This window comes from uncultured Azohydromonas sp. (assembly GCF_937926365.1).
Lineage (GTDB): Bacteria > Pseudomonadota > Gammaproteobacteria > Burkholderiales > Burkholderiaceae_C > Azohydromonas.
Genome location: NZ_CALAOH010000230.1, coordinates 15034 through 33161, shown reverse-complemented (window position 1 = coordinate 33161; position 18128 = coordinate 15034). Strand labels below are relative to the sequence as shown.

At 71.4% G+C, this 18128-nt stretch carries 13 protein-coding genes; 7 read left to right on the top strand and 6 right to left on the bottom strand.

Going from position 1 to position 18128, the window contains the following annotated elements:
* The coding region (locus Q0741_RS25665; RefSeq protein WP_298236036.1) for a hypothetical protein at positions 1–250 on the bottom strand (250 nt) is incomplete at its 3' end.
* A gap of 813 nt (positions 251–1063) precedes the next feature.
* Here Q0741_RS25665 and Q0741_RS25660 point away from each other — a divergent pair.
* On the top strand, positions 1064–1624 hold the full coding sequence (locus tag Q0741_RS25660) for a shikimate kinase (protein ID WP_298236035.1): 561 nt from the start codon (positions 1064–1066) through the stop codon (positions 1622–1624).
* A 19-nt stretch (positions 1625–1643) separates the two neighbouring features.
* Here Q0741_RS25660 and Q0741_RS25655 read toward each other — a convergent pair whose 3' ends face one another.
* Positions 1644–1973: a hypothetical protein gene (locus tag Q0741_RS25655; protein ID WP_298236034.1), complete on the bottom strand. Its 330-nt coding sequence runs from the start codon at positions 1971–1973 to the stop codon at positions 1644–1646.
* A gap of 151 nt (positions 1974–2124) precedes the next feature.
* On the opposite strand from Q0741_RS25655, the gene Q0741_RS25650 reads away from it, so the two are divergent.
* Positions 2125–4317 carry a hybrid sensor histidine kinase/response regulator gene (locus Q0741_RS25650; protein WP_298236033.1) on the top strand — a complete coding sequence of 731 codons (2193 nt, stop codon included), beginning with the start codon at positions 2125–2127 and terminating at the stop codon, positions 4315–4317.
* Positions 4318–4344: 27 nt separating this feature from the next.
* Here the strand turns inward: Q0741_RS25650 and Q0741_RS25645 are convergent, their stop codons facing one another.
* The 3 genes from Q0741_RS25645 to Q0741_RS25635 form a co-directional block, all read right to left on the bottom strand.
* Positions 4345–4959, bottom strand: coding sequence for a YitT family protein (locus Q0741_RS25645; RefSeq protein WP_298236032.1), 615 nt, complete (start codon positions 4957–4959; stop codon positions 4345–4347).
* Positions 4960–5111: 152 nt separating this feature from the next.
* On the bottom strand, positions 5112–5582 hold the full coding sequence (locus tag Q0741_RS25640; protein ID WP_298236031.1) for a MarR family winged helix-turn-helix transcriptional regulator: 471 nt from the start codon (positions 5580–5582) through the stop codon (positions 5112–5114).
* Positions 5583–5649: 67 nt separating this feature from the next.
* Positions 5650–8757 carry a response regulator gene (locus Q0741_RS25635; RefSeq protein ID WP_298236030.1) on the bottom strand — a complete coding sequence of 1036 codons (3108 nt, stop codon included), beginning with the start codon at positions 8755–8757 and terminating at the stop codon, positions 5650–5652.
* A 413-nt stretch (positions 8758–9170) separates the two neighbouring features.
* Here Q0741_RS25635 and Q0741_RS25630 point away from each other — a divergent pair, with 413 nt between their 5' ends.
* Positions 9171–10109, top strand: coding sequence for a tripartite tricarboxylate transporter substrate binding protein (locus Q0741_RS25630; protein ID WP_298236029.1), 939 nt, complete (start codon positions 9171–9173; stop codon positions 10107–10109).
* A 365-nt stretch (positions 10110–10474) separates the two neighbouring features.
* Positions 10475–11119: a YbhB/YbcL family Raf kinase inhibitor-like protein gene (locus Q0741_RS25625; protein ID WP_298236028.1), complete on the top strand. Its 645-nt coding sequence runs from the start codon at positions 10475–10477 to the stop codon at positions 11117–11119.
* An 18-nt stretch (positions 11120–11137) separates the two neighbouring features.
* Here Q0741_RS25625 and Q0741_RS25620 read toward each other — a convergent pair whose 3' ends face one another.
* Entirely contained in the window at positions 11138–12265 is a 1128-nt protein-coding gene (locus Q0741_RS25620) for a response regulator (RefSeq protein WP_298236027.1), read from the bottom strand.
* A gap of 59 nt (positions 12266–12324) precedes the next feature.
* Between Q0741_RS25620 and Q0741_RS25615 the strand changes: the two genes are divergently transcribed.
* The 3 genes from Q0741_RS25615 to Q0741_RS25605 all read left to right on the top strand — a co-directional run bounded on the left by Q0741_RS25615 (position 12325) and on the right by Q0741_RS25605 (position 18051).
* Entirely contained in the window at positions 12325–13248 is a 924-nt protein-coding gene (locus Q0741_RS25615) for a DNA-binding response regulator (RefSeq protein ID WP_298236026.1), read from the top strand.
* A 251-nt stretch (positions 13249–13499) separates the two neighbouring features.
* Positions 13500–16316, top strand: coding sequence for an MASE3 domain-containing protein (locus tag Q0741_RS25610; RefSeq protein ID WP_298236025.1), 2817 nt, complete (start codon positions 13500–13502; stop codon positions 16314–16316).
* The gene (locus Q0741_RS25605; RefSeq protein ID WP_298236024.1) at positions 16303–18051 is read left to right on the top strand and encodes a PAS domain S-box protein; all 1749 of its coding nucleotides are present in this window, start codon (positions 16303–16305) and stop codon (positions 18049–18051) included. Before Q0741_RS25610 ends, Q0741_RS25605 begins: the two co-directional genes overlap by 14 nt.
* Positions 18052–18128: the final 77 nt, after the last annotated feature.

Here is an 18128-nt window from a genome sequence, read left to right as displayed (position 1 = left end):
TGCCGGCGCCATAGCGCACATATTGGCTGGTGCTCAGGGTGAAATAACCCCATTCATTGGAAATCTTGGTCCAGGTGCCGGAGGACGTGGGCGTCACCGCGGCTGCGGATTCCAAAGTGCCGTGGGTTTCGCCGAGGGCCGCGGTACTGGCCATTTCCGATTCTTCGCCACCGCCACAGGCGGCAAGAAAAACCGTCGCCATCAGGGACGAGATCAGAGCGATGCGTTTTTGCTGAACGGTGGTACGCATGGTGTCATTCAATTGGTCAGGCAAAAGGTATCCAGCTCCAGACATTCGAAAATGCCGGCTCTGGTGCGTGCGTTCAGTGCTTTGCGAGCAACCGACGAGGGTCGGTGCGACGCAGATGCGTGGAGCGTCGCTCAACACTTGAGTCCCGCTATCTGGAGTGAATCCAGCGTCGCGTGGCATGGCTTGTTGTTCGGCGGCGGCGGTACCCTCTTGACCGCTTGGTTTTGTTTGCTTTGTGTCGGGATGTGCTACGGCGCTGCGGCTTCGAAACCCCCCCATTTTGCTTGGCCTTGAAGTTTGCGGCTGGCTTTCAATCCCCCTTCATTTATCGCGTCAGCGTGATGGATTTCTCGAAATTCAATGTCTATTCCGCTTGATGCGAAAGCCGTGGCGAGGGGGGTTGTGTTCGAGATATAAATTCTGTGGTTGGGGCCATCAATCCGCCATCATGCCCTGAAAAATGATGTCGATACTATGCTCACCATTTGCAACATTCTAAGCGCTGTGGATTTGGAAATGGGTATTTTTCCCGCTCCATTTTCGTGGATCGCCGTTCGGGTGTGGATTTGAAAGGTGCATGGCCTTCGTCGCAGAAAGCGGCAGGCCGGGTCCGGTGCACACGGGGTCGGACACGGCGCGCGGGTGGGCCGATGCCTCCGGGACCGGAGCGCCGGACCCGGCAGGGGCGCAGGGCGGCTGCGTGCCGCGGAGGGATTGGCCGGGAGGCTGGTGGCGGCAGGCGAGAATTGCGTTTTCGCTTGCTTGCTGCCCGGTGCGTTCCTGCGCGATGCCCGGGGCTGATGCCGTTCTCTCATGACTTCGACCCTTCTGAGCCTGGTGGGCATGCCCGGCGCCGGCAAGACCACCATTGGCCGGCGCCTGGCGCGCGAGCTGGGCGTGCCCTTCCATGACAGCGACCATGAGATCGAGCGCCGCCTGGGCGTGCCGATCCGGGAGTACTTCGCGCGCCATGGCGAGGCGGCCTTCCGCGACGTGGAGCACGCCGTCATCACGGAGCTGGCGCGCGCTTGCTCGGGCGTGCTGGCCACCGGCGGCGGCTCGGTGCTGCGCGAGGCCAACCGCGCCGCGTTGCGTGCCGCGGGCACGGTGGTGTATTTGCATGCCACGCCGGAGTCGCTGCACCAGCGGCTGCGCCATGACCTGAGCCGGCCGCTGCTGCAGGTGGCCGACCCGCTGCAGCGCCTGTGGGAGCTCTTCAGCCAGCGCGACGGCTTCTACCGCAGCAGCGCCCACCTCGTGCTCGACACCGGGCATGGGCGCATCGGGCGCTCGGTGCATGAGTTGCGCATGCACCTGGGGCGCCAGCGGGCGCCACGCGGACCGCACGCCACGCGGCACGCTCCACCGCCTTGACGCCGTTCAAACCGGCCGATCAGGCGGGCTGCGTCGCGGCCAGCGCCTCGTACCAGCCCCGGTACGGCGTGTTGCGCACCAGGCGCCGGTTGTAGTCCGGCGCCTCGTCGCCCCACCACACCGGGCCCCGCTCGCCCAGCGCCACCTTGGCCGCATCGACCCGGGCGCGCGCCTGCGCCAGGGCGGGTGCGTCCTGCCCGCGCAGCGCCTGCCGCACGGCGCTGCGCGCCGACATCAGCTCGCGCGTGAGACGCAGCCGCTCGGCTTCGTCGAGCCGTGGGTCGGTGCAGCGCCAGAGCCGGCCGCGCACCACGAAATAGCGCCCGTCGGGCGTGACCGGGTAGCGCATGGCCGTCAGCGGCAAGCGCCGGGCCGGTGATCGTGGTCAGCGAGCTTGCCAGGGGGCCGCACACCCGCGGCGTGGTGCCCGGGCCTGCCGACGCGGGCGCCGGGATTGCTGTCTCCAGGCTCGTTGCCACGACCCGCTGCCCCTGCCCTCGATGCTCGCCGAAGCCCGCAGCCCCCGCGATGCGACACCCGCCGTTGCCGCCGCGCGCGAGGGCTGGGTGCTGCTGGGCGGTGTCCTCGTCATCCTGGCGCTCACGGCCGCGGCCGTGCTGATGCTGTGGCGTGGACGCGAGGAAAGCCTGCAGACCTGGCGGCTCTACCTGGACAACTTCTCGGCCACGGCGGCCGAGCATGCGGCGCAGACCTTCCGCACGGTGGACTTCGTGCTCGGCCGGGTGGTGGACCGGCTGCAGGCCGGCGCGTTGCCTGACGGACGGCTGCCGGCGCTGAACACGCGCGGGATGCACGAGTTCCTGCGCGAGCGCGTGCACGAAGTGGGGGTGCTCGACGGCATCGCCATCATCGGGATGGACGGCCGCCCCCTCATTGGCAGCGGGACCTTCCCATCGCCGGACGTGAGCCTGGCCGACCGCGACTACTTCCGCGCCCATGCGGCGGACCCGGGGCTGCAGGTGTTCGTGTCCGCGCCGGTGCGCAACCGGCTCTCGGGGCGCTGGACCTTCTTCGTCACGCGCAAGCTGCGCGCGCCCTCGGGGCAGATGATCGGCCTGGCCGTGGCCGGCGTCGAACTGGCGTACTTCGAGCGCTTCTACCGCTCCATCAGCCTCAGCGAATCCGACAACGTCATCCTGCTGCTGCGCCGCGACGGCACGCTGCTGGCGCGCTACCCGGTGCAGGTCGAGGCACTGAAGCGCTCCTATGGCAAGGCGCCCTCGATGCTGGCGCTGGCCGAGGCGATGGCGCAGGGCCGCGCGGGCGTCATCACCTACACCCACGCGCCGCGGATCACGAATCCCGCCGACAGGAGCGCGCGCATGGCGGCCGCGCACGCCGTGGCCGACTTTCCGCTGGCGGTGAGCATCGTCACGAACGAGGCCTTCATGCTGCGCAGCTGGTACGCGCTGGTCCGCCACGTCGGCGCGGGCGTGCTGGTGACGGACCTGCTGATCGCGGCGCTGGCGCTGTGGATCCACCGCCTGCTGCGCCGGCGCCGCGCCGCGCTGCTGCAGCTCGAAGCCGCGCGCGAGGCCGCCGAGGTGGCCAGCCGCGTGAAGTCGCGCTTCCTGGCCAACATGAGCCACGAGATCCGCACCCCGCTGCACGGCATGCTGGGCATGGCGCAGCGGCTGCTGCAGGCGCCGCTGCCGGCGCCGCAGCGCCAGCAGGCGGAGCTCATCGAGCGCTCGGGGCAGTTGCTGCTGGGCGTGATCAACGACGTGCTGGACTTCTCCCGCATCGAGGCCGGGCGCCTGGAGCTGGAGCGCGTGCCCTTCGACCTGCTGCGGCTGGCGCGCGACGCCATCACGCTCTTCGAGTCGCAGGCGCACGCCAAGGGCCTGGCGCTGCGGCTGGTGGTGGAGCCGCCGGCCACGCAGGCCTGGCTGCTGGGCGATCCGCTGCGCATCAGCCAGATCCTCAACAACCTGCTCTCCAACGCCGTGAAGTTCACGCCGTCGGGCAGCGTGGAGCTGCGCCTGGCGGCGCAGGAGGGTGGAGCTTGGCGCGTGGCCGTGCGCGACACGGGCATCGGCCTGGACGAGGCCGAGCGCCGGCGCATCTTCGAACCCTTCATGCAGGCCGACAGCTCCACCACGCGGCGCTTTGGCGGCAGCGGCCTGGGCCTGGCGATCGTGCGCAGCCTGGTGCAGCTGCACGGCGGGGAGCTGGGCGTGGACAGCGAGCCCGGGCGGGGTTCGGAATTCTGGTTCCTGCTGCAGCTGCCGTCGGCCGTGCCGGCGGTACGGGAGGCGCCGCAGGCACCGGCAACGCCCGCGCCGGCGGCGAGCCTGGCTGGCCGCCGCGTGCTGGTGGCCGAGGACAACGAGGTCAACATGGAACTGGCCTGCGCGATGCTGCAGGCCCTGGGCGCCCAGCCCCACCAGGCTGCCGACGGCGCGCAGGCGGTGCGGGCCTACGAGGCGACGCGGCCCGACATGGTGCTGATGGACCTGCACATGCCGGCGCTGGACGGCCTGGCGGCCACGCGGCGCATCCGGGCGCAGGAGGCCGCGCACGGCTGGCCGCGCGTGCCGATCGTGGCGCTCACCGCCAGCGCGGTGGCCGAGGACCACCAGCGCTGCCTGGAAGCCGGCATGGACGACGTGCTGGTGAAGCCCTTCGGGCCGGCGCAGCTGCGGCAGCTGCTCGAACGCCACGGCCGCTGAGCGCGCCGCCCTGGCGCCCCGGCATCCTCACGCCGCCATGTAGCGCCCGGGCTTGTGGTTGAGGGCCAGCACCAGGTTGAGCATCACCGCGCCGAGCACCGACAGCGCCACGCGCTGCACGTCCGCCACCGCCAGCGCGGCCAGCACGATGCCGGCGTCCACCGCCATCTGGAAATGGCCCGCGCTGATCTTGCCGCGCTCCTGCAGCAGCAGCGCCAGGATGCCCAGCCCGCCCAGGCTGGACTTGTGGCGGAAGAGGATGAGCATCCCGCAGCCCATGAGCGTGCCGCCCATCACCGAGGCGTAGACGGGGTCCACGCGGGCGATCTCGATCCAGCGCGGCAGCCACTCGCTGAGCAGCGAGATCGTGCTCACGGAGACGACGGTCTTGAGCGTGAACTCCATGCCCTTGCGCTTCCAGGCCAGCACGTAGAAGGGCAGGTTGATGACGAAGAACCAGGCGCCGAAGGGCCAGTGCGAGGCGTAGTGGCCGAGGAAGGCCAGGCCCGCCGTGCCGCCGGTGAGCAAGCCGACCTGGCGGTACAGCACCAGGCCCAGGGAGACGAAGAGGGAGCCGGTCAGCAGCGCCATCAGGTCGTCGCGATGGCGGTGCATGAGCTGGCTGCGGGTGAGGGACTGCATGGTGATACGGGGTTCATGGACCGCGGCGCTGAGCCGGGAAGGCACACAGGGTACGCAGCCGGCCGCGGGAAGGGCTTGACCGGACTCAAGCGGCGTGGGCCGGGCTGGGCGCGGCGGCCGCCGGCGGGGGGCGGATTGTGGCCGACCGTGCCTTAACCCCGTCCCCCGCGCGCCACCTTCTGCAGCAGCTCCACCAGGATCGCCCGCTCCGCGGCGCTCAGGCCCTTGAGCACCTCGCGCTCCATGTCCAGCGACAGCGCGTGCGCCTTGCGCGCGATCTCGTTGCCCGCGGGCGTGAGCGTCACGAGCTGCGCGCGGCGGTCGCTGTCGCTGCGCGCGCGCTGGATCAGTCCGCGCTTCTCCAGCCGGTCCAGCAGCACCGTCACGGCCGGCGCCACCATCGCCAGCGCCTCGGCCAGTTGCTTGGGCGTGGCGCCCGGGTTGAAGGCCAGCAGCACCAGGCAGCTGAACTCCACCGGGCTGAGATCCAGCGGCTTGCCGACGTGCTCGGCAAAGGCGCGGCGGGTGGGAACGTCGGCCCGGGCGATCTGGTAGCCCAGCAGGTGCTGGAGACTGCTCTGATCCAGGCCCGGAGCCTTTGGCTTGTCTTTGGGAGCGGGCATCGGGCGAGTGTAGCCAGGGGTTACGGAGGCCAGTCCCGGGCGTTGGGCCCGTCCGGCACCGCCCCGCTCAGGCACCGGCGTTCGCGGACGCTTCGGGTCCGGACAGCCAGCGCCACAGCGTCTCGTACAGCGTCTCCGGGACCACGGGCTTGGTCAGGAAGTCGTTCATGCCGGCCGCCAGGCAGGCCGCGCGGTCCTCCGCGAAGGCGTTGGCCGTCATGGCGATGATCGGCACGCCCGGCCCGCGCTGCTGACGAATGGCGCGCGCGGCGGCCAGGCCGTCCATGCGCGGCATCTGCATGTCCATCAGGATCAGGTCGAAGCAGTGCACCAGCGCCAGCTCCACGGCGAGCTCGCCGTCCGCCGCCACGTCCACCTGCAGCCCGGCCGCGCGCAGCAGCGTCGCCGACAGCTCCTGGTTGACGAAGTTGTCCTCCGCCAGCAGCACCCGCGCGCCGGCATGCCGCTGCCGCAGCGCCTGCAGCGCCTGGCCGCCCTGCGCGGGCAGGCCCGTGTGCACCGGCCGCGCCGGCTGCAGCAGGCGCACCAGCGTGTCGTGCAGCGCGGACGCCGTGACCGGCTTGATCAGCACCGCGTGGAACCCGGCGGCACGGGCCTGCTCCTGCAGGCGCGGCGCGTCGGACGCCGTGACCAGGATGCTCGGGGGGGCCGGGCCGTGGCGCGCCTGGCGCAGCCGCGACAGCGTCGCGATCCCGTCCATCCCCGGCATGCGCCAGTCGATGAGCAGGAGGTCGAAGCACTCGCCGCCGTCACGGGCGTCCTGTGCCACGCGCAGCGCGGCCAGCCCGCTGTCCGCGGCCACGGCCTTCATGCCCAGGCTCCAGAGCCGCTCCACCAGCGCCGAGCGCGCCTCGGGCAGGTCGTCCACCACCAGCGCGCGCAGGCCCTGCAGGCGCACCGGCGTGGCGGCCTGGGGCTGCTGGGCCGCGCGCCCCATGCGGACCGTGAACCAGAAGGTGCTGCCCTGGCCCTGGCGGCTTTGCACCCCCACTTCGCCGCCCATGAGCCTCACGACGTGGCGCGTCAGCGCCAGGCCCAGCCCGGTGCCGCCGTGGCGGCGCGAGATGGAGGCATCGGCCTGCTCGAACGCGGTGAACAAGGCCCCCAGCCGATCGGGCGCGATGCCTTCGCCGGTGTCGCTGACCTCGAAGCGCACCAGCACCTGCGCGTCCTCCTCCTGCAGCCTCTCGGCGCGAAGGCGCACCCAGCCTTGCGCGGTGAATTTCACCGCGTTGGACAGCAGGTTGAGCAGCGCCTGCGACAACCGCGTCGGGTCGCCGCGCAGGCGCTGCGGCAGATGGTCGCTGTCGAGCACCAGCTCCAGCTCCTTGGCCAGCGCCGGCTCGCGCACCAGGTCGAAGACGCGGGAGAGGACGGCATCGAGCTCGAACTCGACCTCCTCCAGCGTCATCTTGCCGGCCTCGACCTTGGACAGGTCCAGGATGTCGTTGAGCACCCGCAGCAGGTGCTGCGCGGCCCGCTCCACCTGCTGCAGCCGGTGCCGCTGCTCTTCGTTGCCGGCGTCGCGCAGCAGCAGGTGGGTGAAGCCGATGATGGCGTTCATCGGCGTGCGGATCTCGTGGCTCATGTTGGCCAGGAAGGCGCTCTTGGCCCGCGTGGCGTCCTCGGCCGCGTCCCGGGCCTGCACCAGCTCGGCCGTGCGTTGCTCGACCAGCTCCTCCAGGTGCTCGCGGTATTGGTGGAGCTGCGCCTCGGAGCGCTTGCGCTCGGTGATGTCCTGCATCGTCCCGCGCAGGGCGAGCACCCGGCCCGCCATGTCCAGGAGCACGCTGCTGCGGACGTGCAGCCAGAGCGCCTGGCCGTCGCCGCACGGCACCGGCAGCTCCAGGTCGAAGCCGGTGCCCGTGCGCACGGCCTCCCGCGCCGCCTCCTGCAGGCGCTGCCACGGCTCGGCGGGGAGCAAGGTGTCCAGCGGCTGCCCGGACGGCGCCGCGTCGCGGCCCAGGAGCCGGCGCAGCGAGTCGGATGCCGACCAGTCCTGCGTGGCGGCGTCCCAGGACCAGGTTCCCAGCCGGGCCAGGCGGTGCGCCTCGGCCAGCTCGGCGTCCCGGCTGCGGACGAGCGCATCGCGCTCCCGCAGCAGGCTGGCCGCGCGGGCCAGCGCGGCGGCCACGTCGGCGGCTTCCCGCACGTTGAGCGCGGGCAGCTCCACGGCGTCGCCGCGGCCGAGTGCCATGGCCGGCCCGGTCAGCGCCTCGACCGAGCGCGCGATCCGGTTGCCCACGCGGCGGGCCAGCACCCAGCCCAGCGCCAGCAGCAGCGCCACGCCCGCGGCCAGCGTGGACAGCGTGCGGGCCAGGCCGCCCAGCAGGGCCTGGCGCGGGATGCCGATGACCACGCACCACTTCGTGGCGGGCGAGCAACTGAAGGATGACAGCACCGGGATGCCGTCCCGGGTGGTGGCCTCGGTGGTGCCGGCAGTGGCCGCGCTCATGGCCCCCAGCAGCTGCGGACCGGCCTTGTGGCCGACGAACTGGTCGGCCGCGTGCGTGCGCGCCACGATCGTGCCGCTGCTGTCGAGGACGCCGGCCACCCAGTCCGGCGGCAGGCCTTGCGCCTGGAGCAGCCCGTCGAGCTGCTGCGCCAGCAGGCTGACGCGCAGCGCGTAGGCGGTGCGGCCTTCCAGCACGACGGGCACCTCGACACCGACCACCGGGCGCTTGAACAGCTGGCTGAGCTGCAGGCCCGAGATGAAACCCCGGCCGTCGGCGAACACGCGCCGCGAGGTGTCCGGGTTGGGTGCCCCCGGCAGCGGGGCGCCGTAGTCGACCGCGGTGTTGAGCACCTGCCGCAGGTCCGGATCGATCAGCACGACGTTGGTGACCGAGCCCGCCGCGGCCACCGCGTCGCGGGCGCGCCGGTGGAAGGTGGCCAGGTCGCCCTGGGCCAGCACGGCCGAGCTCGCCAGCACCTGCCCGATCGCCTGCGCCGTGAGCAGCTGGTTGTCCATGGCCTGGGTCAGCGCGCGGGCGGTCTGCACCGTGTCCCGATCGAGGTTGTCCCGTCCGGCCCGGTACTCGTGTCCGAACAGCAGCGTCGCTCCCAGCACCGCGGGCAGCAGGCAGGCCAGGACCAGGGCGGTCAGCAGCGAGCGGGTGCCCGGAAGCCCGGGCGGATCAAGGCGGGGGTGCATGACTTCTGGTGCGGCCGGGCACGTCGCATCGACGCGGCATGCAATGCCAAGTTCAGTATGGTGCGGTCGCCGTCACACCTCTGGGCGCTTGACAGGCCAGTAGGCCCTTTGCCTCGAAGGCGCCGTATTTGCTGCTGTCGCGTACAGCCGCTGTCCTGCCGCCTCGTCGGCGTGGGCGCGGACGGGATGCCGGGGCCGCCGACGCGTTTGGCGCTTGATCGTTCGCAAGGAGGCTCGGCCACCCGGCGGGAAGATGGCTTCATCGGCCCTGGGGCCGGCGCTGGTCCGGGCCCGGGCGATGCACGGTGCGTGGTTGCGAGAGCCTTGCCGGCGAGAGGCTGCACCGGCCATTCGGGCCTGTGCCAGGGGCCCGGGTGAGTGCGATCCGCACACTGCTGGCGAGGGTGCCTGCCATGTCGATGTTCCAGGTGACGCCCGCGACGTCCGCCGGGCGGCCCGTGCCACCCATCACCTGGGTCGTTCCCTTCGAGCCCGGCGGGGCGGCGGACCTGGTGGCGCGCGCGCTGGCTGGGCCGCTGGGGCAGCGGCTGGGCCAGCCGGTGGTGGTCGAGAACCATCCCGGCGGCGCCGGCGCGCTGGGCACGGAGCTCGTGCTGCGGCGGCCGGCCGACGGCTGCACCCTGCTCAACATCTCCACCGGGCCGATGGCCGTGAACCCGTCGCTGTACCGGCACCTGCGCTACGACCCGCTGCGCGACCTCGTTCCCGTGCACGGGATGCTGCAGTCCTCGCCGCTGCTGGCCGTGGAGGCCACGAGCCCATGCCACACGCTGAAGGATTTCCTGGATGCCGCGCGCCACCGGCCCGGAGAGGTCAGGGTCGGCTCCGCCGTGCCGGGCACGAGTGCCTACCTGGCCGGGGTGCTGCTGGCGCGCGAGTCCAAGACGCGCTTGCTGCAGGTGTCCTGCCAGGGGGCGACCTCGGCGCTGCAGGACCTGCTGGGCGGCCGGCTGGAGGCGGTCTTCGACTACCTGCTGCCGCTCAAGCCGCACCTGGACGCCGGGCGGCTGCGCGCGTTGGCGGTGCTCGGGCGCCGGCGCCTGGCCATGCTGCCGGAGGTGCCCACCGTCGCCGAGGCCGGGCTGCGCGGCGCGGAGGTCGTGAGCTGGTCGGGCATCGCGGTGCGCGCCGGTGCGCCGGAGCGGGCGGTGCGCAGGCTGGGCGCCGCGATGCACCAGGTGCTGTCCGACCCGGAGGTGATGAGCGCCTTCATCGCCATGGGCGAGATCCCGCTGCTGGAGCTGACCGAGGCGCCGCTGCGCGCCTTCATCGCGGCCGAGTTGGTCCGCTGGGGCGGGATCGTGCGGTTGGCGGGGGTGACGGCGGAGTAGGGCGGCGGTGGGCCGGCCGGGTCCAGCCAGCGGGGAGCAATGCGATTTCGTCCCAACTGCTTGGCCGCTCCCGTGCAAGGCCGAAGGGTTTTCGCCACGGTACCTGAAGTACATGCACGCCTTCGCACAGGCTTGGCCGGACGCACGAATTTGTGCAAGGGGTGCTTGCACAATTGCCTTGGCAGGAGGACATCGCGGCGCTCATCGAGCAGGCGGTGAGGAAATTGAGCGGCGAGTAACGAGGCGGCAGCGGGAGCGTGCCGAGGGCACCGTTGAACAGGATCCTGTGTGCCGATCACCATCGTCGCGCAGTGCGCACCGGCCCACCGCTTGCCTCTGCCCAAGCTTTACGGAGGCACTTGCCCATGCTCGAAAAGCTCCCTGACGTGGTCGGTGCCGCGCTGCGCGGCCAGCGTGCCGGCCTGGACCAGACCGCCTTCGTGCGCATCCGGCTGCCCGTGGGGCAGGGCGCGCTGCAGGTCACGAGCCTGGCCTTCATGGACCACGCGCCGCTGCCCCCGCGCTTCACCGCCGACGGCGAGGGCCTGTCGCCGCCGCTGCAGTGGAGCGGCGTGCCCGCCAACGCCGCCTCGCTGCTGCTGCTGGTGGAGGACGCCGACTCGCCCACGCCGCATCCGCTCGTGCACGCCATCGCCTACGACATCCCGCCCCAGGAAAGCTACCTGGCCGAGGGCGCGCTCAACGGCGGCGAGGACGAGTCCGGCGCGCCCCGGCTCGGCCGCAACTCCTACCTGCGCACGGCCTGGATCCCGCCGGACCCGCCGCCCGCCCACGGCGTGCACCGCTACGCCTTCCAGCTCTTCGCCCTTGGCCCGGGCGCCGAGTGGAGCGGCACGCCCGGCCGCGACGCCGTGCTGCAGATGCTGGAGCAGCACGCCATCGCCAGCGGCTGCCTCATCGGCACCTACGAACGCCACGACACCAGCGTGCTCGACGACCAGACGGCCGCCGCCACGGTGTCCACGCGCTCGGACCTCAGCGCGTCCTGATCCGACAGAAGCCGCCGCTCAAGCCGCCGGATACCAGCCCCGCAACACCTCCATGACCTGCGTGAAGCGCAGCCGGTCCATGGTGTCGTCCAGGTGCGCGACGGCGTCGCGGCCGTGCCGCTCGGCCAGCACCGGGCGCAGCGCCTGGTACAGCCCGAAGGCACCCATGTCGCCGTCGGCCAGCGCGCGCATCAGGTGCCCGATGGCGTGGCCATCGGCCGGGGCGCCGCCCGCCGCCACCGGGCCGGGCTCGCCGTAGGGCTGTTCCACCTCGGCCGGCAGCGCGGCCAGCACTTCCGCCAGCGCCGCGGCCAGAGCCTGCAGCGCCGGCTCCCGGTCCGCCACGTCGCTGGCGCGCAGCGCCTCCTCCAGCCTCAGCGCCTGCGCGGCCACGGCCTCGGCCGCGAGATTGGCGGCCAGGCCGCGCAAGCGGTGCAGCCGCTTGATGGCATCGCCCACGTCCCCGCGCGACAGCTCGGCACGGATGCGCGCGGGCGCCTCGGCGTGGTCCTCGCGCAGCGCGCGCAGCATGCTCAGGAACAGCACCCGGTCGCCCAGCAGCCGCCACGTCGCGCGCTCGCCGTTGACGCCCGGCACGGCCGGCAAGGGCCCGCCACTGGCCGGCGCGGCCACCGGCGGCAGCGCCTCCCGTGCGGGCGGCGGTTCCAGCCGGCCCGCAGCCGCCTGCGCTGCCGTAGGCTCCCCGGCCGCGACGGCGCCTGGTGTGCCGTCGCGGCGGGCCAGGTGCTGCAGCAGCTTGTTGACCAGCGCGTCGAGCTGGATGGGCTTGGCGATGAAATCGTCCATGCCCGCCTCCAGCGTGTCCTGGCGCTGCTGCGGCAGCACGCCGGCGCTCACGGCAATCACGGGCAGGTGCGCCAGCGCCGGGTCGGCACGGATGCGGCGCACCGCCTCCAGCCCGTCCATCACCGGCATCTGCACGTCCAGGAACACACCATCGAAGCCGCCCGGGCCGGCTGCGGCGCGCAGCATTTGCAGTGCCTCCAGCCCGTTCCCGGCGCTCTCGCAGTGCGCGCCTTCGAGCGCCAGCATCCGGCTGACCAGCTCGCAATTGAGCAGCACGTCGTCCACCACCAGCAGCCGCAACCCGGCCAGGCGCGGCAACCTGCGTGGCGACTCAGCCATCGCGCGGCACCGTTACCGGCGCATGTCCTGCCACGAATAAGCTCGTGTCGGAAAACTGCATGGAATACCTCGGGTACCCGTGGTTATACTGTCCGATTGAAATCATATCCGTTGGGCCATTCCATTGGTTGCGATGGCCGGCAGAATTTTTTCTGGCGGCAGAAATTGAACAAGAATTCATGACCATGATCAGCAGTCCGTCCATCCTGCTCATCGATGACGATCCCAAGCAAATTCAATCGCTGGCTGCCATTTTGCGACAGCATGATTACCGGGTTTTTGCCGCACTGGATGGGCGCGACGGGCTCGCCAAGGCTGCCGCCAAGCCGCCGGACCTGATTCTGGTGGATCTGTACATGCCTGATATCGACGGGCAGGCGACGATTCGGCTCTTCAAGGCCCATCCCACGCTGCAGCATATTCCCCTGATCTGTCTCACGGTCTCGCATCAAATCGACGACAAATTGAGCGCCTTCGAGGCCGGCGCCGTGGATTACATCACCAAGCCCTTCGATCCGGCCGAAGTCATTGCCCGGGTCCGGGTGCATTTGCGGCTGCACCGGTCCGGCAGCCCGCGCGCCGAGCCCGAGCGCGTTCCGGAAATACCACCGGTGGCCGAGGGACCGCAGCAATGGGGCGAGCGGCTGGTGAGCCAGGCCCAGGCCATATTGTTGCGGGAAATGTCCAACCCGCCCTCGCTGGGCGACCTGGCGCACCGCATCGGCACCACGCAGCGGCATTTGAGCCATGAATTTCGGCGCCTGGTCGGCACGGCGGTTTATGCCTGGCTGCGCGAGGAGCGCCACCGCGAGGCGTGCTTCAGGCTGCTGCACACCAGCCAGCAGCTCAACCAGATCGGCCAGCACATCGGCTACCAGTCGGCCGCAGCCTTCACCAACGCTTTCCGCGCCCGCTTCGGCATGACGCCCAGCGACTACCGCCGCGCCGCCGGGGTGCGCGTGGTGGAAGTGGAAGAGGAATAAGGCTCCCGCCTTCGGCATCGCCTCGGTTTTCGCGCCGTGGGCGCCACCGGGTGCGGAATATTTCACGATCCGTCCGCCCGCGTGCCAGGATCGGGCCGCGGGCGGCGCACTATGATGAATTTTCACGGTCCAGGATTCACGGGCCGTCGTGTTCACCCACGCATTTGTGAATCCACGGCAGTCGCGCGTGCGCGGGGCTGCCGGCCTCAATGAAATCATCCGCCGCTTCCCCGTCCGCTGATCGAAGCTCGATGGCGCTGTCGAAGGTGCGGCAATGGGTATTCCCCCTGATACTGGGCCTGCTGCTGCTGGGCGTGCAGGCTTGGAATCCGGCATGGTTCCATGCCCTGGCGGACCTGCTGCCGCTGATGCTGGGCGGGGCGATGTTTCTGGCGGCCAGCCAGGCTTTTGGCCTCGCGCGCCATGCTTTCGTCCTGTGCGTGGCCTCGGGATTTTTCTGGGCGTCGGTGCTCGATATCCTGCACCTCGTTCTCCAAGAACGCATGCTGGACCTGGGCGAATTTCCGCCCGATGCGTCCGTGCAATTGTGGCTGGGTGCCCGGTTGCTGCAGGCGCTGGCGCTGATGCTGGCGCCTTTTTGCGCCGGAAAATCCTCCGTCGAGCGGGCGGGATTTCTGTTGCCGGGCCTGGGCACCTTATTGATGGTGGCGTTGGTGCGCGCCCAGGCATTGGGGCCGATGCTCATCGCGGGCGCATTTTTCTCGCCGCTCAAAATAGTGTGCGAATGGCTGCTGGTGGCGTTTTACGCCGGCGCGGCCGTGCTGATTCACCAGCGGCGCCGCCTGCTCGATGCGGCGCTCCGGCGCACCATGCTGACCATCGTGCTGCTGTTGGCGCTGGGGGAGCTGTGCCATTCGATGCCCGCGGCACCGCAGAGCCTCTTCGGCGTCGCCGCGCACCTGTTCAAGCTGTGGAGCTTCTGCCTGCTGCTGGGCGTGGTGCACCAGCACCTGCTGCTGCAGCCGCGGCGGCTGCTGAGGCAGCAGGCCCAGCTGCTGGCCGACATCACCTCGCAGGTGCCGGGGCTGGCGTGGCAGCTGCAGCGCCAGCCCTCGGGCCGGCTGCGCTTCACCTTCGCCAGCACGGGCACGGCGGAGATCTTCGAGCTCACCATGCAGGAGCTGCTGGACGATGCCAGGCTGGGCTTCTCGCGCATCGTGCCCAGGGACCGCGAGCAGCTGCTGGCGGCCATCGAGCGCTCCGGCCAGACCCTCACCCCCTGGAAGGTGGAGTGGCAGGCGGTGCTGCCGCGCAAGGGGCGGCGCTGGCACCGCGGCGAGTCCTCCATGCCCGTGGTCGAGGCCGACGGCAGCTGCCTGTGGGTGGGGCACATCCAGGACATCACCGATGAAAAGCTGGTGGACCTGGAGCTGGCGCGGCACCGCGACCACCTCGCCGCGCTGGTGCAGGAGCGCACCGAGGCGCTGCACCAGGCCATGCTGCAGACCGAGCAGGCGGCGCGCTCGCGCACGGAGTTCCTCTCCAACATGAGCCACGAGATCCGCACGCCGCTCAACGCCATCCTGGGCGTGTCGCAGATCGCGCTGCGCGACGCGCAGGCCGTGCCGGCGCGGCCGTGGCTGCGCCAGATCCACGAGTCCGGCCGGCTGCTGCTGGCGCTGGTCAACGACATCCTGGACATGGCCAAGGTCGAGGCCGGGCGGCTGGAGCTGGAGTCGCGCCCGGTGCGGCTGTCCGCCGTCGTGCAGCGCGCGATGCGGCTCATGGCGCCGCGCGCGCAGCAGCAGCGGCTGGACTTCGGCGTGGAGTGCGGCCCGGAGCTGCCCGAAGGGGTGCTGGCCGACGAGACGCGGCTGACGCAGGTGCTGGTCAACCTGCTGGGCAACGCCATCAAGTTCACCGAGCACGGCAGCGTGCGCCTGACCGTCTCGCGGCTGCCCGTGCCCGGGCGTGTCTGGCTGATGTTCGCGGTGCGCGACACCGGCATCGGCATGAGCCCGGAGCAGGTGGGGCAGCTGTTCCAGCCCTTCGTGCAGGCCGACGCCTCCACCACGCGCCGCTTCGGCGGCACGGGCCTGGGCCTGTCCATCGCCAAGCGCATCGTGGACCTGATGGGCGGCAGCATCGAGGTCTCCAGCCAGCGCGGCCGCGGCTCGTGCTTCGCGCTGCGCATCCCCTTCGACGAGGCCAGCGCGCCGGCCGAGGAGCATGCCGGGCCCGCGGGCCCGGCCGCCGAGGGCGGGCGGCTGCAGGGGCTGCGCATCCTGGCCGCGGAGGACGACGCCGTGAACCAGTGGGTGCTGCGCGAGCTGCTGGAGCAGGAAGGCGCGGGCTGCCGCATCACCGACAACGGCCTGGAGGCGCTGACGGTGCTGGAGACGGGCGAGGAGTTCGACCTCTTCCTCACCGACGTGCAGATGCCCGGGCTCAACGGCTACGACACCGCGCGGCGCTGCCGCGCGCTGCGTCCGGCCCTGCCCATCGTGGGCCTCACCGCCTACGCGCTGCCGCAGGAGCGCCGGCGCTGCCTGGAAGCCGGCATGGACGACCACGTCACCAAGCCGGTGGACATGGACCAGCTGTGCGCGGCGATCCTGAGGCTGGCGGGCGGCGTGTCCTCGGCCGCCGCGGCGGTGGCCCCGCCGGCGCCGGTTGCGGTCCCGGCATCCGCACCCGTGCCGGATGCGGCCCCGGGCGCGGCGCCGGTGCTGGACTGGCCGGCGCTGTGGCAGCGGCTGCGCCGGCCCAGCGCGGTGCAGCGGCTGCTGCAGACCTTGCTGGCCGAGCACGAGCCCACGCCGCGGCGGCTGCGCGCGTGCGCGGACGCGGGCGATGCCGAGGAGGCTGCCCGCCTGGCGCACCAGCTGCGCGGCGTGGGGGCCACCGTGTTCGCCGCGCCGCTGCGCGAGGCCGCGCGGCGGCTGGAGAGCCATCTCCATGACGAAGGAGGCCTGGACCCGGCGCAGCTGCTCGCCCTGGCGCAGGCCACCGAGGCGCTGCTGCAGGCTGCCCGCGACGGCCTGGCCGGGCTGGACGGCACACGAATCCACGACGGGGGCGAGGCGAGCCGACATGCATACCGCTGACGAGAGCTTCGGTTTCAGGCGCTTTGCCTTCTGGGCCGAGGCCGTGCGCCGCGCCTTGGAGCTCGGGCTGTGCCTGCTGCCGGCGCTGCTCATCGCCTACGTCCACCACTTCCAGGACCCGGCGCTGCGCTTCGAGGACCATGTCTTCCACCAGGTGGCCATCGGCGTGGCCACGCTCGAAGGGGTCTTCATCTCCTACGTCGCCTGGCGTTGCTACCTGCGCTCGGGCGAGGCGCTGCTGAAGTGGGTGACGCTGGGCTTTGCCGGCTTCACGGTCGTGTACTCGCTGCACGGCTTCTTCACGCCGATGGCGCGGCACAACCCGTGGCTGTTCATCCTGTACGGCCCGGCCTCGCGCGTGGTGATGAGCGCGTGCCTGCTGGCGGGGCTGCTGTGCTTCAACCGCGCGCCCGATGCGCCGGCACGGCGCGCCGACGCGGGCCGCTGGCTGCGCTGGCTGGGGCTGTTCCTGGCCATCAACGTCGCGGTGGGCGTGCTGGCCCACAGCCCGCTGGCCGGCGCGCCGTGGCTGCGCATGTCCATGGAGATCGGCTCGATCCTGCTCTACGGCGTGGCGCTGGGCCTGCACGCCGGGCGCGGGCTGCGCTCGCCGCTGATGCGCTACGGCGCGCTGGCCTTCGTCTGGTTCGCCTTCTCCTCGCTGAGCTTCCTGCTGGCCAGGCCGTGGAACCACCAGTGGTGGCTGGCGCACGTCCTCTTCGCCGTGGGCTTCGGGGTGCTGGGCTACGGCATCCTGCGCGTGTTCGGGGCCGCGCGCTCCTTCGAGCAGGCCTTCAGCGTGGAGGAGCTGACCGAGGACCTGGCCCAGACCAACGTCCGGCTGCGCGAGGCGCTGGACCGGCTGGAGCAGGTCAACCGCGGGCAGGGCGAGCAGATGCGCGCGCTGGAGAGCTCCCGCACGCAGTTCGAACACTTCTTCCACCTTTCGCCCGACGGCATCTTCGTCGTCGATGACAAGGGCCTGGTGCTCAAGGCCAACAGCCGCGCCGAGGCCATGTTCGGCTACGGCGCCGGCGACCTGGACGGGTTGTTGGTGGAGAAGCTCATTCCCGAGAGCCTGCGCGCGCACCACGTGCGCGCGCGCAGCCTGCACCAGCACTCGCCGCACACGCGGCCCATGGCCGAGGACCGCACGCAGAGCTGCCTGCGCCGCGACGGCGAGGTGTTCAGCGCCACCATCAGCCTCAGCAGCCTGGTCTACGAGGGCCGCCAGTGCACCGTGACCTTCGTGCGCGACGTCACGCGGCTGATGCAGCGCCACGAGGCGCAGCGCCGCGAGGACCAGGTCTCGCTTCGCCAGGGACACATCCTGGAGCAGCTCTCGGCGCAGCTGCCCTTCGTGGTGTTCCAGTTCCGCCGTGGCGCGAATGGGCGCTACGACTTCCCCTACATGAGCCCCAAGGTGCTGCCGCTGCTGGGCTGCGAGGCCGGGGCGCTGCGCGACAACATCAACCTGTGGTTCTCCCGGGTCGAGCCCGCGGAGATGGCCTCGCTCATCACCTCCATCGAGCGCTCGGCTGCCGAGCGCAGCCCGTGGGCGGCGCGCTGGCAGGCGCGGCGAGCGGGCACCGAGGCGAGCTTCGAATGCACGCTGAGCTGCTCGGCGCCGGTGCCGCAGCCCGATGGCTCGCTGGTGTGGACGGGCTACATGCGCCGCGCGCACGAGCGCGCCGACGACCTGGTGGCGGCCGCCGTGGACGCGCCGTCGGCGTGAGCGCTGTGCATGCCTGGGCCATGGCACTGCGTCCGCTCCGCCTGCCGGTGGTCGCGAGCCTGGTTGATGCGTGCCTG

Coding starts and splice junctions, on each gene's coding strand:
- Q0741_RS25615 (WP_298236026.1), top strand. CDS start 12,325: ATGGAATACCTCGGGTACCCGTGGTTATACTGTCCGATTGAAATCATA.
- Q0741_RS25640 (WP_298236031.1), bottom strand. CDS start 5,582: ATGCCCGCTCCCAAAGACAAGCCAAAGGCTCCGGGCCTGGATCAGAGC.
- Q0741_RS25660 (WP_298236035.1), top strand. CDS start 1,064: ATGACTTCGACCCTTCTGAGCCTGGTGGGCATGCCCGGCGCCGGCAAG.
- Q0741_RS25655 (WP_298236034.1), bottom strand. CDS start 1,973: ATGCGCTACCCGGTCACGCCCGACGGGCGCTATTTCGTGGTGCGCGGC.
- Q0741_RS25610 (WP_298236025.1), top strand. CDS start 13,500: ATGGCGCTGTCGAAGGTGCGGCAATGGGTATTCCCCCTGATACTGGGC.
- Q0741_RS25635 (WP_298236030.1), bottom strand. CDS start 8,757: ATGCACCCCCGCCTTGATCCGCCCGGGCTTCCGGGCACCCGCTCGCTG.
- Q0741_RS25650 (WP_298236033.1), top strand. CDS start 2,125: ATGCTCGCCGAAGCCCGCAGCCCCCGCGATGCGACACCCGCCGTTGCC.
- Q0741_RS25645 (WP_298236032.1), bottom strand. CDS start 4,959: ATGCAGTCCCTCACCCGCAGCCAGCTCATGCACCGCCATCGCGACGAC.
- Q0741_RS25620 (WP_298236027.1), bottom strand. CDS start 12,265: ATGGCTGAGTCGCCACGCAGGTTGCCGCGCCTGGCCGGGTTGCGGCTG.
- Q0741_RS25630 (WP_298236029.1), top strand. CDS start 9,171: ATGTCGATGTTCCAGGTGACGCCCGCGACGTCCGCCGGGCGGCCCGTG.
- Q0741_RS25605 (WP_298236024.1), top strand. CDS start 16,303: ATGCATACCGCTGACGAGAGCTTCGGTTTCAGGCGCTTTGCCTTCTGG.
- Q0741_RS25625 (WP_298236028.1), top strand. CDS start 10,475: ATGCTCGAAAAGCTCCCTGACGTGGTCGGTGCCGCGCTGCGCGGCCAG.